Origin of the sequence: Actinomyces faecalis (genome assembly GCF_013184985.2) — a bacterium.
Lineage (GTDB): Bacteria > Actinomycetota > Actinomycetes > Actinomycetales > Actinomycetaceae > Actinomyces > Actinomyces faecalis.
The window spans coordinates 487251-502322 of record NZ_CP063418.1 but is presented as its reverse complement, the minus strand read 5'-3'; the positions used below and the strand labels follow the sequence as shown (position 1 = coordinate 502322).

Here is a 15072-nt window from a genome sequence, read left to right as displayed (position 1 = left end):
GGGCCTAAACTGCCCGTGCTACGTCCCCCGACCAAGGAGCCCCATGTCGACCACGACTCCCAGGACGTTGGTCATCATGCCAGCGTGGAACGAGGAGGAGGCGATCGGAAGTACCATCCGAGAGCTGCACGAGGTAGTTCCTGACTACGACCTGCTCGTGGTCAACGACGGCTCCACGGACCGTACTGCCACGGTCGCCCGCCAGGCCGGCGCGCTGGTCCTGGACCTGCCCTACAACATGGGCGTGGGCGGGGCGATGCGTGCGGGGTACAAGTTCGCCCGTCGCTTTGACTACGACCGTGCTATCCAGGTGGATGCTGACGGCCAGCACGACCCTCGCGACATCGACCGTGTCCTTGCAGGGCTCCGCAGCGCCAACATCTCGATCGGTGCACGCTTCGCCGAGGTGGGGACATACAGGACTCGCGGGCCACGACGCTGGGCCATGGTGGTGCTCGCAGCGATCGTCGGCAGGCTCAGCCGCACGCGCCTGACAGACGTCACCAGCGGCTTCAGGGCAGGAGACCGCACTGCGATCGATCAGTACTGCCGCTACTTCCCGGCAGAGTACCTGGGCGACACCATCGACTCCCTCGTCATCGCTGTCCGCTCGGGCCTCAGCGTGACACAGGTGGGGGTGTCGATGCGACCCCGCCAAGCCGGAACCCCTTCCAACAACCCGGCCAAGGCGGCGATCTACCTGTTCCGCTCGATGTTCGCGCTGTTCATCTCCCTGACACGCCGCCCGCTCAAGCGTGACGTCAGCAGCCCGGAAGGCGAGATGTAGCCATGGCACAGATCGTCGTCATCCTGGTCGCCCTGGTCGTCATCGTCCTGGTACTCGGCCTGCTGCGTTCACGCAAGCTGCGAGAGAAGTACGCCGCGCTGTGGGTGGTCGTCGGGCTCGCCATCGTCATCCTGGCTCTCGCCCCAGGCCTCCTAGGCGGACTTGCCAGTCTTCTGGGCGTCCAGGTGCCGTCCAACCTCTTGTTCGCCCTCGCAATCTTCCTGCTCCTGGGTGTCACGCTGCACCTGTCCCTGGAGATCAGCCGCCTGGAGGACGAGACACGAGTCCTGGCGGAGAACATCGCCATCCTCAACCTCGTCGTCACCGAGGCCGGCCTCACCGATCCGCTGACCCCTACCCGCGCACATCACGCGGACCACACGGACCGCACCGAGGAGGGCCAGCCTGTCCGCGGCCCAGCACCGCAGTCATCAAGACCCGAGGGCGCCAACTAGCATGGGACCAGCTGCGGTCGGGCAGCAGACCCGCCCCTGTACCACCGGATGCTGGGTGCCTGTGGTACTCATGCTCGGGCACCGGCGTCAGCACCTGCGACCTGGCCAGCGTGCCGCTCAACGCACCGGGGCCTCAAGGCGGCCCAGCCCGAGGTCCGCGGTCAAGACCGCGGGACGCACCTCACACCACACAGCAGCCCAAGCGCTGCATCACAATGATGGGATCCGTGTATGAGCACACCCCCCTCCACAGCGTCTGGCAACCTGCGCGGCGTGCATGTCCTCGTCACCCGGATCCTGGGGGAGCTCGACCGGGTGTGCCGAGAGCTAGGCATCCAGTATGCCGTCTACGGAGGCACCGCCATCGGGGCGGTACGCCATCAGGGCTTCATCCCCTGGGACGACGACGCTGACGTGCTGATGACCCGAGCAGACTACGAACGCTTCCTGGAGCAGGCCCCCGCCGTCCTGGCCCCGCAGTTCCGTCTGGACAACACCCGCACCATCGCGCACTTCCCGTTCATGTTCACCAAGATGGTCCTGCCAGGCACCCTCATGGTGCCTCAGTTCGCCAAGAGCTCGCGCTACCAGATGCCGATGTTCGTCGACATCCTGCCGGTGGACAATATCCCGGATGACCCCGCCGCCTTCAGGGCCATGAGCCGACGCAGCTGGCTGTGGGGGCGCCTGCTGTTCCTGTGCGGGACACCGCGCCCCTATCTCATCGGAGTCAGCCAGCCGGCCCGCATGGCCATCCATACTGCGACCACCCTGACCCATTGGGGGATGCGCGCCCTGCGTGTGACTCCACGCTTCCTCCAGCGCCGCTGGGATGCAGCGGTCAGGCGTTACGAGCACACTCCAACCGCTCGGATGGCGGATTTCACCATGCGTGACCCCGAGAACTGGGTAGTCACCCATGAGGAGCTCTACCCTGCCCTCGACATGCCCTTCGAGGACATCACCGTCAAGGTCCCCCGTGCCTACGACGCGCTCCTGCACCGCGGCTACGGCGACTACATGACGCTGCCCGACCCGGAGCACCAGCGCAACCATGAGCCCTTCCTTATCGACCTGGGCCCCTACGCCCACTGGGTCGATGAGGCTCCCGGGGACGGAGAGGGACACAAATGACCCACACCGGCTACCACGATCCCAAGGTCCTGCGCCGGGTCCAGCGTGCCACCACGCTGGTTCTCGCTGAGCTGCACCGTGTCTGCACCCAGCTGGGCCTGGAGTACGCGGTCTACGGGGGCACCGCTATCGGGGCGGTGCGCCACCAGGGCTTCATCCCCTGGGACGACGACGCCGATGTGTGTATGGCCCGTGAGGACTACGAGCGATTCCTGGAGCTGGCTCCTGCCCACCTGCGTCCTGGCTTTCGGCTCCTCGACCCGCGGTCCGTGCCCGGCTACCCCCAGACCTTCGCGGTGCTGGGCATGGAGGGAACCGAGTTCGTCTCACAGGCAGCCCGTCGACGCCCCTTTGTCATGCCCCTGGGAGTGGATATCTTCCCCCTGGATACCGTCCCCTCTGACTCCGCCGCCTTTCGGCGCCAGTGCCGGGGCACCTGGTTGTGGGGGCGTCTGCTGTTCCTGCGCGGGACCCCCGATCCGTCACTGACCTTGCCGACCCCGGCGCGCCAGGCGGCGGTGGCGATCATGCATGCCGTCCACTGGGGCCTGCGGGCCCTGCATGTCACGCCTGCGGCACTACAGCGGCGTTGGGAGCGCACGGCCCGCCGTTTCGAGGGGCAGGAGGGCCCCGTGCTGGCCGACCACTCCACTGCCAACCCAGCCCACTGGGTGGTGGAACGCTCTGAGCTCTTCCCCGCGCGCGTCGTGCCTTTTGAGGACATCATGGTCAATCTGCCCCGTTCCTATGACGCTGTGCTGCGCCGTGGCTACGGGGACTACATGGAGCTACCGCCCCCTGAGCAACGAGTCAATCACCAGCCCTTCCGGATCACCTTCGGCCCCTTCGAGACCGGGGACGATCCCCTGTGAGCCGCTCGGAGCGCTCTCAGCTGGGACGCGACTACCTGTGGAACTCAGCCGCCTCCCTGGCGGGCTCCCTGTCACTGGTCGTCATGCTCTCGGTGGTCTCGCACTCGGCGGGGATCGAGGCTGCCGGCATCTACGCCCTGGCCATCGCCGTCGGGCAGCAGTTCCAGACCCTGGGGATGTATGAGGTCCGCACCTACCACGTCACTGACGTGGAGTACAGGTTCTCCTTCGGCACCTACCTGGCCACCAGGATCCTCACCGTCGCGCTTATGATCCTGGGGATCATCGTCTACACGGTGGTCTCGAGCAGCGACGCCAAGGCGGGGCTGCTCATCATGCTGGTGGCTTTCCTGCGCCTCTTTGACGCCTTTGAGGATGTCTTCTACAGCGAGTTCCAGAGGGTAGGGCACCTTGACATCGGAGGCCGAGCGAGCTTCCTGCGCACGCTGGTGACTGCGGGAGTCTTCTGCCTGCTGCTCTTGGCCACCGGTGACCTGCTGGTGGCCACCTGCGTGACGCTCGCAGCCTCGCTGGTGGCGATGGTCATGGCCTTCCTGCCCCCCGCCAGGCGCCTGTTCCCGCTCAAAGCACACTGGGATCGCAGGGCCATCACGCGGGTGCTCATCGAGTGCCTGCCCCTGTTCATCGCCCTGTTCATCGCCATGTACCTGGCTAACGCACCACGCTACGCCATCGACCGTTTTCTGGACTCAGCCACTCAGGGTTACTTCGCGATCATCTATATGCCCGCCGTAGCGATCAACCAGCTGTCCCTGCTGGTCTTCCGTCCCCTGCTGACGAGGATGGCCACACGCTGGACGGCAGGAGACTGGCGGGGATTCACCGCGATGATCAATCGGGGCCTGCGCACAACCCTCGCGGCCTTCGTCGTCGTCGCGGCCGTTACCTACGTAGCGGGTCCTACCATCCTGCAGCTGGTGTTCGGCCAGGACGTCTCCGGCATGCGCCCCGAGCTCATGGTGCTGGTGGCCGGTGGTGCGATGAACTCTGCCGGGGTCATCCTCTACTACGCGCTGGCCACCATGAGGTGCCAGCGCCTGGCCCTCTACGCCTACCTCCTAGCAGCCGCCGTCATCACCGTCCTGTGCGCCACACTGGTCCCAGCCATGGGTCTTCTGGGCGCGTCCATTGCCTACACCGCAGCCATGACGCTGCTGGCCGCCCTGTTCGCAGTGGCGATCTATGTAGCCGGCAGGGCACGGAAGGGCTCACCCGGAACGCTCAACACCGCGGAAGGACACCAGCGATGAGAATCGCGTTCGTCTCCAACACCTATCCTCCCCGCAGCGGCGGGCTTGAGCTCCATATCCACAACCTCGCCCAAGGACTGGCGGAGCTGGGGCACACGGTCCACGTTCTGACGATCTCCCCCGACGGCGCCCCCACCTCTCGCCGCGACGGCGGTGTGCGTGTCCTGACCGGAGGCGCCCACCTCCCCATTGCCGAGGTCATCAGCTTCCCCTCCTTGGGCACCACCCACCACATCGCCGACTACCTGGCCCGTGAGGGCATCGAGGTGGTCTCAACTCACACCCGCTTCTTTCCCATGAGCCTGGTGGGGCTGCGGGCCGCCCGGCGTGCAGGCATCCCGGTGATCCACACCGAGCACGGCAGCGGGTTCGTGGCCTCAAGCTCCCCGGTCATCGCAGCAGGGGCGCGGTCGGTGGACCTGACCTGGGGCCGTTACGTCCTACGCCATGCCGACCGGGTACTGGCCGTCTCCCCGCAGGCCGCAGACTTCGTCACGCGCCTTAGCGGGGTGGAGGCGGAAGTCTTCTACAACGCGATCACCCCGCCTGCGGGCACTGGGCGCCACAGCGATCGCCCCACCCACCTGGTGTTCGTGGGGCGCGTCGTTGACGGCAAGGGCTGGGACACTTTCCTCCAGTCCGTGGCGGCACTGCGCCGCAGCGGCTTGGAGGTCGACGGCGAGCTGCTGGGCGACGGCGCCGATCTTGCCCTGGCGCGACGCCAGGCTGCCGAGCTGGGGCTGGGCAGCGTCGTCGACATCCCCGGACGAGTGCCTGCGGCGCAGGTGCGCAAGCGCCTTGACGGGGCCACTCTCGTGAACCCCACTGTGCTCTCCGAGGGCTTCCAGACCACGATCCTGGAGGCGATCGCGGAGGGAGGCAGGGTGGTGACCTTTGAGGTCCCGGGTGCCCAGCTACTACGCGAGGCCGGCGCTCCTGTAGCCATCTGCCCTGAGCGCACGGGCGAGTCCCTGACCTCGACACTGCGTGAGCTCCTGGTCAGCCCGCCCAAGCCCGCAGCCCCGGAACTCATCACCCCTTGGACCTGGCCGGTACGGGCGCGGCAGTACAGCCAGATCGTCCACGACGTCCTTGCGACCACCCACTGATTGCGGGTCTCCGTCTGACTGCCACACCTGCCGGCCAGCTCCGGTTCCAGCCACGCGGCGCCGCGCTGCGTGCCACGGGAATCACCATTGACGAGTGCCCCAGACCCAGCAACCCGGTATCCCAGACGTCATCCTGCCCAGAGTACTGAGACGAAGATGACAGCAACGCTTGTTCATTTTTTCTTAAAATCAGCACATAATCGAACGCGGATGAAGCAGTTGCACTCCTGAACGAAAGGTGCCGCCATGCCCTCTCCGCTCACACAGCCACAGTTCGAGGTCCTACACGCCCTTCTACGTTCTGGCGGCCCACTCACGCAGCGTCGCCTCCATGAGGCGACCGGCCTGTCCCTGGGCTCAGTCAACACCACGGTGCGTGAGCTTGAGGCTCTCGGACTGATCGCAGATAAGGCACTTACCCCGGACGGACAGCAGGCTCTGGCCCCGTACAAGGTCGACAACGCCGTCATTATGGCCGCAGGCCTGTCCCGACGCTTCGCCCCGATCTCCTATGAGCGCCCCAAAGGCACCCTCAAGGTCCGTGGGGAGGTGCTGATTGAGCGCCAGATCCGTCAGCTCCACGAGGCTGGCATCACTGACGTGACCGTGGTGGTGGGCTACAAGAAGGAGTACTTCTTCTACCTCGCCCAGCAATTCGGCGTGCAGATCGTCATCAATGACGACTACCTCACCCGCAACAACAACGGCTCCCTGTGGCGGGTACGCGAGATGCTGGGCAACACCTACATCTGCTCCTCAGACGACTACTTCACCGCCAACCCCTTCGAGTCCTACGTCTACCAGGCCTACTACTCCGCGCAGTACGCCAAGGGCACCACCTCGGAGTGGTGCATCCGCACCGGCGCGGGAGACCGGATCACAGGCGCCACCATCGGCGGGGCGGACGCCTGGACCATGCTCGGGCACGTCTACTTCGACCGCGCCTTCTCCCAGCGCTTCCGCCAGATTCTTGAGGAGGTCTACCACCTTCCCCAGACCGAGCCGCTGCTGTGGGAGTCGATCTACCTTGACCACGTCAAGGAGCTGGACATGGTGATCCGCCGCTACCCCGACGGCGTTATCAACGAGTTCGACTCCGTGGACGAGCTGCGCTCCTTCGACCCGAAGTTCATGGAGAACGTGGACTCCGAGGTCTTCGACGTCATCTCCTCCACCCTGGGCTGCGCCAAGTCCGAGATCCGCGACTTCTACCCGCTCAAACAGGGCATTACGAACCTGTCATGCCACTTCACCGTTGGTGAGGAAGAGTACGTCTACCGCCACCCCGGGATCGGCACGGACAAGATCGTCGACCGCAGCGCCGAGCTGGAGGCGCTCGAGATGGCCCGGGACCTGGGCCTGGACCACACCTTCCTCGCTGGGGATCCCGCTGCCGGGTGGAAGATCTCCCGCTTCGTCCCCGACGCCCACAACCTGGAGGTTGACGACGACACCGAGCTGACCGGCGCCATGGAGCTGGCTAGGCGTCTACACTCCAGCGGGCGGACCTTGACGCGCTCCTTCGACTTCGTGACCGAAGGGCTGCGCTACGAGTCCCTCCTGGAGCAGGCGGGCCCTGTAGACGTGCCGGGCTACGCGGAGCTGCGCGAGAAGGTCCTGGCCCTCAAGGACCTGGCCGACGCCGACGGCTTCCCCCAGGTCCCCAGCCACAACGACTTCTTCCCGCTCAACTTCCTCGTCTCCGCCAACTCCCACATTGACCTCATCGACTGGGAGTACGCGGGGATGTCCGACGTGGCGGGTGACTTCGGGACGATGGTGGTGTGCGGGCAGCTGAGCCAGGAGAAGGCCGAGCGCGCCTTAGCCCACTACCTCGGTCACCAGCCCACCCGAGCCGAGCGCCGCCACTTCTGGTCCTACGTCGTCTTCGCTGGCTGGTGCTGGTACGTGTGGGCTCTGCTCAAGGAGTCTGAGGGGGACGACGTCGGCGAGTGGCTGTTCATCTACTACCGCCACGCCGTGGACCACGTGGACCGACTGCTGGCCGACTACGCCGGTGGCGCAGCAGACCAGGACACGGAGGACTGAGGTGCGCTACGGGTTTCTCAGCGGCGCCCTGTGGGGGCTGGACACGGTGGTCCTGGGCATCGCCCTGCTCATGGCCCCCTTCCTCGGAGCCGGCCAGGCCTCGCTGTCCTCCGCAGTCCTGCACGACGTCGCCTGTGCCCTCATCCTCCTGGTCTACATGGGGGTAAGGGGACGCCTGCGCCACACCCTGACCGCGGCCACCACCCGCAGCGGCAAGGCCGTCATGGGTGCGGCGCTGCTGGGTGGTCCGCTGGGGATGTCGGGCTACCTCATCGCGATCGACAACATCGGCCCGGCCTACACCGCGATCATCTCTACCTTCTACCCTGCGGTGGGCACGGCCCTGGCGGCGCTGCTTCTCAAGGAGCGGATGCGCCTGCGCCAGGTGCTGGCGCTCCTGGCCGCCCTGGGGGCCGTCGTGCTGGTCGGCTGGTCCTCCTCCGGGGCCCAGGTTCCGGGATCGGCCCCCCTGGGGATCGCTGGGGCCCTCACCTGCGTGGTTGGCTGGGGCTCAGAGGCCGTCATCCTGGCCTGGGGTATGCGGGACGACGCGGTGGACAACGAGACCGCCCTCCAGCTGCGTGAGACCACCTCCGCGCTGGTCTACCTCGTGGTCCTAGCCCCGCTGGGAGGCGCCCTCGGTTTCACACTGGAAACCGTGACCACCCCTGCTGCCGGCGTCATCGCCCTGGCAGGCCTGGCGGGCACCGTGTCCTACCTCTTCTATTACAAGGCGATCAACACCATCGGCGCTTCGCGTGGGATGGCCCTGAACATCTCTTACTCCGCCTGGGCGGTCATCTTCGCCTTTCTTCTCCAGCACGCCGTACCCTCGCCGTTGCAGGTCGTCTGCTGCGTAGCGATCCTCATCTGCACCGTCCTGGCAGCAACCCCCCAGTGGCAGGACCTGCGGCCCTCACGGGTGCGCCAGACCCTTTAGGCCACTCTCGGTGACGCTGTCAGCACAGGGCGGCACCAGACGCCGCATGACGTCCCGCAGGGGCCCAGCTTCTTGTGAGGACGTAGCACAGTCACTCTCGTCCTCACAAGACTATCGGGCACCCTACCTCGTCAGCATCTGAGACGAACGGCAGCACATATCATCCCAGATCAGCTGTACGAATTGCCGTAGTAGGCTACGACAGCGGTCAAAATTGAGAACAAAAGCACGCCAGCCTCAAGCCGTCGCCCTCGAACGATGAACGGAAACCCCACGAACAAGACAGGCAGCAATGCACCACCATAACGTGGGGGAAGATGGAAGGCAGTATCGGAAGACAGGGCGATATAGGAGTAGAACAGAGGTCCAAGGCTAAGCAGGCTAATCAGCATCGAAAGAACGAAAACGCGATCAGCCCGGGAGATCCGTGCAGGGAAGATGGCTGCCGCAATCAGGGCAGCGACAACAAGCATCGACGCAAGCTTGACATGCGCATGAATATAAAGCTGGCTACGCATAATCGACACCGGACCCGCATACAAATTTGTCATGAATGCCGGGATCTGCTCGAGCGCCTGCTGCAGGTTAAAAGGAGCCGGCGCATCCAAGGGATAGTCCCAGCCCGGCACGTCCGGCAAAGACAATCGCATTCTGAACCACTGCCACGAGAACTGTGCCGCGACCCCCAGAAAAACTCCGGCCCCTGCGTACGCCACAAGATGACGGCTCCGGCTCGAACGACCCCTTTCCAGGACAATCACCTTTAGCACGAAGTACACCAGACAGGTGATCGAGATGAAAACCTCTTGAAACTTGATGAGCGACATGAAAACAGAAAGAAAAATAAACCACCAAGGGCCGCTCTTTCCGCGATCAAACTTTATCGCAGCCAAGACTATCGAGGCGCCAGCAAGGATATTGAAGGCATCGGGCGTAACATAGAAATTAGACCACCACGCCTGAGGGCTTACCAGAAGAAGAATGGCAGCACTGACGGATGCAGCCCTCGTACCCCCTAGTTCACGCAGGAGGTAGTAGGTTGTCGCAACGCCGCCCCCCAGCCAGATCGCACCCGTAAATCTCGCTGCAGGAATGAGTCCGGCCCCCGTAATCCACATGACGACCTTGCTTACTCCTGCAGTAATCCAGAAGTAGAGCGGAGAATGAATGGTTCCCGACGAGTAACCACCGATCGGCAGCTCGTCGATCGGGACATCTACCCCACATTCTCCGACCACGTGCCCGACGAATTCCATCCCCCTGCACGAGAGCTCATTCGCAGTATACTGGTCAATCAGCATGTTGCGCCGCAGGAGGATTCCTCGCGACGCTTTTTCTACATAGTCGACATACGTATATTCATCCTGATTAGAAAACGGAATATGCTCGGAGATGAAATGCCACCCATAGATGGATGAAACCCCGATCCAAAACAACCCGACCAGGGAGACCTGAAATACTGTGGGCAGCCTCTTAAAACGCTGTACCGCCCAAGAAAGGAATAGCGACACCCTCATCCGATAAGCGCGCAAACCCTCACCCGCAACCCGGCGGCCGACTACACTACCTCTCTCGCTCCCCCTCTCACCATCCATCACCATCGGAGCACTCACTTCTCCGTCCCCCTGGAATTAAGAATGACGTGAATTTCATCTTCAAGTCGTTTCATTGAGTTGCCAGGCATGAAACCCAGGGCTTTGATCTTGGAGATGTCCAGGGCACTCTTAAGGGGTCTTGGAGAAATCCCCACCTTACCTTCGTAGTACTCCGCAGTTGTGACTGGAGTGATCTCTTCCGCGTCATGCCCAACTAGCTCGTAGACCCGTTTCGCGACGTCGCACCAAGAGACCACAGGCCCTTCACCAGAGAGGTTGTAAACACCGTAGTCAGCCTTAGCTTCTAGCAGGTGGATGATCCCTGCTGCCAGATCTGAGGTGAAAGTCAGACGGCCAGTCTGATCCTCCACGACCGTTGGACGCACGCCTTTCTCGGCAAGCGAGGCCATGGTCTTCACGAAGTTCTTACCATCACCCACAACCCAGCTTGTCCGAACCAGGTAGTGCCGAGGCATTGCCATCACCGCGCAGTCCCCGCCGGCCTTAGACTGGCCGTAGACACCTAGCGGGCTCAGAGGCTCATCCTCCCGGTGTGGCTCATGTGTCCCGTCAAAGACGTACTCGGTCGAGATATGGACCAGAGTCAGCCCACGCGCCGCGGCGACTCGGGCGAGGTTGGCCGGGCCGGTCGCGTTGGCCCTCCATGCCTGGGGACGGCCCTCGGCGGTCTCGGCGGCGTCTACCGCGGTCCATGCGGCCGCGTTGATGATGACGTCATACCGCGACCAGTCCATCGCCTCGACCTGCGCACGATCGGCAATGTCCAGGTCGGGCAGGTCCACGCCAGTAGCCTCGAACCCGGCCAGCGGGAGCTGGGCCATGAGCTCACGGCCCAGCTGGCCACCCGCCCCTGTGACCAGTACCCTGCGTCCCTGCTGTTGTGGGGCCGGAAAGGGCACCACCTCAGCCAGGCGTGGGTGGGCCTTGTCCTTGTCCGAGAGGATGGCCTGGTCCAGCGGGATCGGCCACGGGACTGCAGCGGTTTCATCAGCCAGGTTGAGGAAGGTGTAGTGCGCCTGCGACGACCAGTGGTCATTGACCAGATAGGTGTAGGCAGTACCCGGCTCCAGGGTCTGGTAAGCATTGCCCACCCCCTTGGGCACGAAGACGGCCACGGTGGGATCGATCTCAGTGGTGTAGACCGTGCCGAAGGTAGGTCCCTCACGCAGGTCTACCCAGGCACCGAAGACCCGGCCAGTGGCCACCGAGACGAACTTGTCCCAAGGCTCGGCATGGATACCACGGGTTACGCCGACCTCGTCATTGAAGGAGATGTTGTTCTGCACCGGGCCGAAGTCCGGCAGCCCCAGGGCCACCATCTTCTCCCGCTGCCAGTTCTCCTTGAACCACCCACGGTTGTCCCCGTGGACAGTCAGGTCAATACGCAGGAAGCCGGGAATCGGCGTGCTCTCCACACCGAGGGGCTTGGTGAGGTCGTGCATGATCTCCATCCGTGTGTGCGAAGGCGTCGCCACCTGTTACTCCTTGCTTACTCTAAGGCACTCAGACCCGCCCCCGAGCCAGCAGCGCCACCTCGTAGGCATCCACATGCGCCCGTGCTGAGGCCGCCCAGGTGAACTGCTCGCTCAGGGCGCGGGCCTGGGCATCTCGACTCAGGCCGGCACGACGCACAGGGTCCGCGTCCAGCTCCACCAGTGCCCGCGCGATCGCCTCCGCCTCCAGCCCGCAGTAGGCCACAGCCTGGCCGCCGACCTCCGGTAGGCTGGTCTGGCGGGTCGTGAGCACGGCCGCGCCACAGGCCATCGCCTCCAGGACCGGCAGACCGAAGCCCTCGGCGATCGAGGGGTAGGCCAGGACCTCGCAGCCAGAGAGGAAGCCCGGAAGGTCCTCCAGCGGCAGGTATCCCGGACGCAGCACCCTCATGTGGGAGGGTACCTCGGCCAGGGCAGGATCAATCTGCTCGTCCCACCCCTTGCCACCGGCCAGGACGAGAGCGGGGGGCTCAGGATCGTCGCGGAAGGCCTGGACCCAGCCACGCACGAGGTTCGGGACGTTCTTGCGCGGTTCCAGGGTCCCCAGGAACCCGATGTACCGCTGCCCCGTCAACCCCAAAGAGGCCGCCACCCGGGCACGCTCGGCGTCATCGACAGGGTGGAAGACCGACGTGTCCACCCCGTGGTAGGCCACGGTGAAGCGCGCCGGGTCCCCCGCCACGTAGCGCAGGGTCTCGTCCCGGGTCGCGGCCGAGGGCACGACCAGCGCGTCAGCGCCACGCACAGCCCGGGCGATAGCACGGGTAAAGAATGCCTGCTTGACCTGGGTGTGGGCCTGAGGATGGGAGAAAAAGGTGGCGTCATGGAGGGTGACGACCACGGGCACGCCGTGGAGGACTGGATAGGTGTAGTGCGGGCAGTGGAGGACGTCGGGGCGGATCCGCCGCACCAGGGCCGGCAGCCCGGTCTGCTCCCACGCCATCCGCAGACCCCGGTTGGTCAGCCGGGCCGGGACAGGGAAGAGTCGGGCCTGAGGCACCTTGACACGGAAGTGCTTGACGTCGCGCTCCTGGACCGCCATGGACAGCCTCACTCCCTGGGCGATGAGCTCGGGAACGAGATCGTCAACATAGCGCCCCACCCCTCCCAGGTTGGCGGGGATCGCGGTGGCGTCAAGCAGGACCTTCATGGTACCGAGGGTAGCCGGGCACTGCCGCCACCTGGGGATATCCAGCCCTGTCGCTGCCGGCCAGCCTAGGGTTGGTCCTATGGACGCGCAGCAACCGGCCCTGCCCCGGCCAGACGGCCCCCGGATCGTCATGGTGGTCGAGCAGCTGTGGCAGCCGGTACCTGGCGGGTCAGGAACCTACATCCGTGAGCTCGCCACAGCACTGGCCAGTCAGGGGACGCAACTGGCGGGCCTGGCCGCCCGGCACCCCGACCAGCCCTCCCCCACCCAGCTCGGTCTACCGAGGTCGATGGCGGTGGCCCGCAGCCCACTGCCCCGCACGGCCCTGTACGAGGCGTGGAACCACCTGGGGTATCCACGGGCTGAGCACCTGGTCCCTGGCGCCGACCTGGTCCACGCCACGACCTGGGCGGTTCCCGGAACTCGCCTTCCCCTGGCTGTCACGGTCCATGACCTCGCCTTCCTGCGCTCGCCGGAGCACTTCACCCGACATGGCGACTCCTACTTCCGCCGTTGTCTGGAGCGGACCCGCGCCCTGGCCGATGTCATCATCGTCCCCTCCCAGGCGACGGCTGACGACTGCATAGCGGCAGGGATCGAGGCGCGTCATCTGGAGGTGGTTCCTCACGGGGTGCGCAGGCGAGCGCTCCCTTCCGGAGCCATCAGCGCCTTCCGCTCAGTCCACGGTCTGACGAACGAGTACGTGCTGTGGACCGGCACGCGCGAGCCCCGTAAGAACCTCGAAGGGCTGCTGCAGGCCTTTGAGATTCTCGCCCCCGACCACCCGGACCTTGACCTCGTGCTCGTTGGACCGGTGGGCTGGGGCGAGGACTCCTCCTCCCGTCCGCTGCCACCGGCCCTGACGGGCCGGGTCCACGTACTGGGACGCCTGTCCGACGACGATCTGGCCGCCGCCTACAGCGGGGCACGCGCCTTCTGCTTCCCCTCTCATTGGGAGGGCTTCGGCCTGCCGGTGCTCGAGGCGATGGCCTACGGCACCCCGGTGGTCACGAGCCGGGGCACCTGTATGGAGGAGGTCTGCGGCGACGTAGGCCTGCTGGCCTCCCCCGACTCCCCGCAGGAGATCGCAGGCCAGCTGGCCGTGGCCGTCGGGGCGGAGCATGACACCCTGGCCGAGGCTGGCCGTACCCGTGCCGGAGACTTCACCTGGCAAGCCTGTGCAGCGGCCCACACAGCCGTGTACGAGGCGCTGGTGGGAGGCCTGCGGTGAGCGGGCGGCGCCCGAGCGTGAGGGCCGTCGTCGTCAACTGGAGACAGCCCGAGCTCACTATCCGGGCCTGCCACTCTCTCCTGCCACAGCTGCATGAGGGCGACGCACTGGTCGTGGTGGACAACGCCTCCGGTGACGACTCCGCACAGCGCCTGCGCGAGGCAGGCCTGAGCGTGGTAGAGACCGAGGTGAACCTCGGCTTCGGGGCCGGGGTCAACGCGGGTGCGGCAGGGACGAGCCAGGACGTGCTCGTCCTGCTCAACAACGACGCCGTCGCTGAGCCCGGCTTCCTGGACGCCCTGGTGGCCCCGCTGGCTGATGCCTCCTCACCAGTCGGCGCGACCACCGCGCTCATGGTGCTGTCTGGGCGCTGGGTCCCAGCCTCCTCGCGCGAGGAGGCGCTGACGGACCTGGACGGGAATCGTTGGAGGCGTGTGAGCACGCATGAGGAGGCGCAGGGGCTGGGCACGGTGCTGGTCAACTCCACGGGCAACATCGTGGACGCCTCGGGCAACGGCTACGACCGCTCATGGCTGGAACCGCTTGAGTCCTTGGAGGCCGAGCCAGACGTCTTTGGGCTGTGCGGCGGGGCCTGCGCGATCCGGACCAGCGTGTGGACCGCGCTCGGAGGCTTCCGCGAGGACCTGTTCATGTACTACGAGGACACCGACCTGTCCTGGCGCCTGCGTGAGCATGGCTACACCGTGCGATTTGTTAAGGAGGCCGTCGTCCACCATGAGCACGCGGCGTCGTCGGGGACTTCTAGCCCCATGTTCATCCGGGTCAACACCCGCAACCGGATCCTTGTGGCCGCCGAGCACGCACCACGCCGCGTCCTGTACCGGGCACTGGTACGCACCACCGTCCGGGCCATGCGGACAGGGCTGCGCGGCCCGGTGGCGCAGGGGCTGCGAGAAGCCGTGGTGATGCTTGCTCACCGCGAGCACCCGCGTGGGTAACCCGCC

At 65.4% G+C, this 15072-nt stretch carries 13 protein-coding genes; 10 read left to right on the top strand and 3 right to left on the bottom strand.

Annotated elements, in window-relative coordinates; genetic code table 11:
- Positions 1-43: 43 nt before the first annotated feature.
- The 8 genes from HRL51_RS01995 to HRL51_RS01960 all read left to right on the top strand — a co-directional run bounded on the left by HRL51_RS01995 (position 44) and on the right by HRL51_RS01960 (position 8617).
- Positions 44-787 (top strand): glycosyltransferase family 2 protein, encoded by a 744-nt coding sequence (locus HRL51_RS01995; protein ID WP_172119754.1) that lies wholly within the window; start codon positions 44-46, stop codon positions 785-787.
- 2 nt (positions 788-789) lie between these two features.
- Positions 790-1242 carry a DUF2304 domain-containing protein gene (locus HRL51_RS01990; protein ID WP_172119755.1) on the top strand — a complete coding sequence of 151 codons (453 nt, stop codon included), beginning with the start codon at positions 790-792 and terminating at the stop codon, positions 1240-1242.
- A gap of 231 nt (positions 1243-1473) precedes the next feature.
- The gene (locus HRL51_RS01985) at positions 1474-2376 is read left to right on the top strand and encodes a LicD family protein (protein ID WP_172192245.1); all 903 of its coding nucleotides are present in this window, start codon (positions 1474-1476) and stop codon (positions 2374-2376) included.
- Positions 2373-3248: a LicD family protein gene (locus tag HRL51_RS01980; RefSeq protein ID WP_172119757.1), complete on the top strand. Its 876-nt coding sequence runs from the start codon at positions 2373-2375 to the stop codon at positions 3246-3248. The genes HRL51_RS01985 and HRL51_RS01980 overlap by 4 nt, the downstream gene beginning before the upstream one ends.
- On the top strand, positions 3245-4519 hold the full coding sequence (locus HRL51_RS01975; protein WP_172192243.1) for a lipopolysaccharide biosynthesis protein: 1275 nt from the start codon (positions 3245-3247) through the stop codon (positions 4517-4519). The genes HRL51_RS01980 and HRL51_RS01975 overlap by 4 nt, the downstream gene beginning before the upstream one ends.
- Entirely contained in the window at positions 4516-5628 is a 1113-nt protein-coding gene (locus tag HRL51_RS01970; RefSeq protein WP_172192241.1) for a glycosyltransferase family 4 protein, read from the top strand. The genes HRL51_RS01975 and HRL51_RS01970 overlap by 4 nt, the downstream gene beginning before the upstream one ends.
- A gap of 246 nt (positions 5629-5874) precedes the next feature.
- Positions 5875-7677 carry an NTP transferase domain-containing protein gene (locus HRL51_RS01965; protein ID WP_172192239.1) on the top strand — a complete coding sequence of 601 codons (1803 nt, stop codon included), beginning with the start codon at positions 5875-5877 and terminating at the stop codon, positions 7675-7677.
- A gap of 1 nt (position 7678) precedes the next feature.
- Positions 7679-8617 carry a DMT family transporter gene (locus HRL51_RS01960; RefSeq protein WP_172192237.1) on the top strand — a complete coding sequence of 313 codons (939 nt, stop codon included), beginning with the start codon at positions 7679-7681 and terminating at the stop codon, positions 8615-8617.
- A 170-nt stretch (positions 8618-8787) separates the two neighbouring features.
- On the opposite strand, the gene HRL51_RS01955 is transcribed toward HRL51_RS01960, so the two are convergent.
- The 3 genes from HRL51_RS01955 to HRL51_RS01945 all read right to left on the bottom strand — a co-directional run bounded on the left by HRL51_RS01955 (position 8788) and on the right by HRL51_RS01945 (position 12876).
- Positions 8788-10128: an ArnT family glycosyltransferase gene (locus HRL51_RS01955; protein WP_172192235.1), complete on the bottom strand. Its 1341-nt coding sequence runs from the start codon at positions 10126-10128 to the stop codon at positions 8788-8790.
- A gap of 98 nt (positions 10129-10226) precedes the next feature.
- Complete coding sequence (locus HRL51_RS01950) at positions 10227-11675, bottom strand: sugar nucleotide-binding protein (RefSeq protein ID WP_172192476.1); 1449 nt, start codon at positions 11673-11675, stop codon at positions 10227-10229.
- Between the two features lie 61 nt (positions 11676-11736).
- Positions 11737-12876: a glycosyltransferase family 4 protein gene (locus HRL51_RS01945; protein ID WP_172192233.1), complete on the bottom strand. Its 1140-nt coding sequence runs from the start codon at positions 12874-12876 to the stop codon at positions 11737-11739.
- Positions 12877-12955: 79 nt separating this feature from the next.
- On the opposite strand from HRL51_RS01945, the gene HRL51_RS01940 reads away from it, so the two are divergent.
- Positions 12956-14107 (top strand): glycosyltransferase family 4 protein, encoded by a 1152-nt coding sequence (locus tag HRL51_RS01940; RefSeq protein WP_244960212.1) that lies wholly within the window; start codon positions 12956-12958, stop codon positions 14105-14107.
- Positions 14104-15066: a glycosyltransferase family 2 protein gene (locus HRL51_RS01935; protein ID WP_172192231.1), complete on the top strand. Its 963-nt coding sequence runs from the start codon at positions 14104-14106 to the stop codon at positions 15064-15066. Before HRL51_RS01940 ends, HRL51_RS01935 begins: the two co-directional genes overlap by 4 nt.
- Positions 15067-15072 lie beyond the last annotated feature (6 nt).

Coding starts and splice junctions, on each gene's coding strand:
- HRL51_RS01995 (WP_172119754.1), top strand. CDS start 44: ATGTCGACCACGACTCCCAGGACGTTGGTCATCATGCCAGCGTGGAAC.
- HRL51_RS01990 (WP_172119755.1), top strand. CDS start 790: ATGGCACAGATCGTCGTCATCCTGGTCGCCCTGGTCGTCATCGTCCTG.
- HRL51_RS01985 (WP_172192245.1), top strand. CDS start 1,474: ATGAGCACACCCCCCTCCACAGCGTCTGGCAACCTGCGCGGCGTGCAT.
- HRL51_RS01980 (WP_172119757.1), top strand. CDS start 2,373: ATGACCCACACCGGCTACCACGATCCCAAGGTCCTGCGCCGGGTCCAG.
- HRL51_RS01970 (WP_172192241.1), top strand. CDS start 4,516: ATGAGAATCGCGTTCGTCTCCAACACCTATCCTCCCCGCAGCGGCGGG.
- HRL51_RS01965 (WP_172192239.1), top strand. CDS start 5,875: ATGCCCTCTCCGCTCACACAGCCACAGTTCGAGGTCCTACACGCCCTT.
- HRL51_RS01950 (WP_172192476.1), bottom strand. CDS start 11,675: ATGCACGACCTCACCAAGCCCCTCGGTGTGGAGAGCACGCCGATTCCC.
- HRL51_RS01945 (WP_172192233.1), bottom strand. CDS start 12,876: ATGAAGGTCCTGCTTGACGCCACCGCGATCCCCGCCAACCTGGGAGGG.
- HRL51_RS01940 (WP_244960212.1), top strand. CDS start 12,956: ATGGACGCGCAGCAACCGGCCCTGCCCCGGCCAGACGGCCCCCGGATC.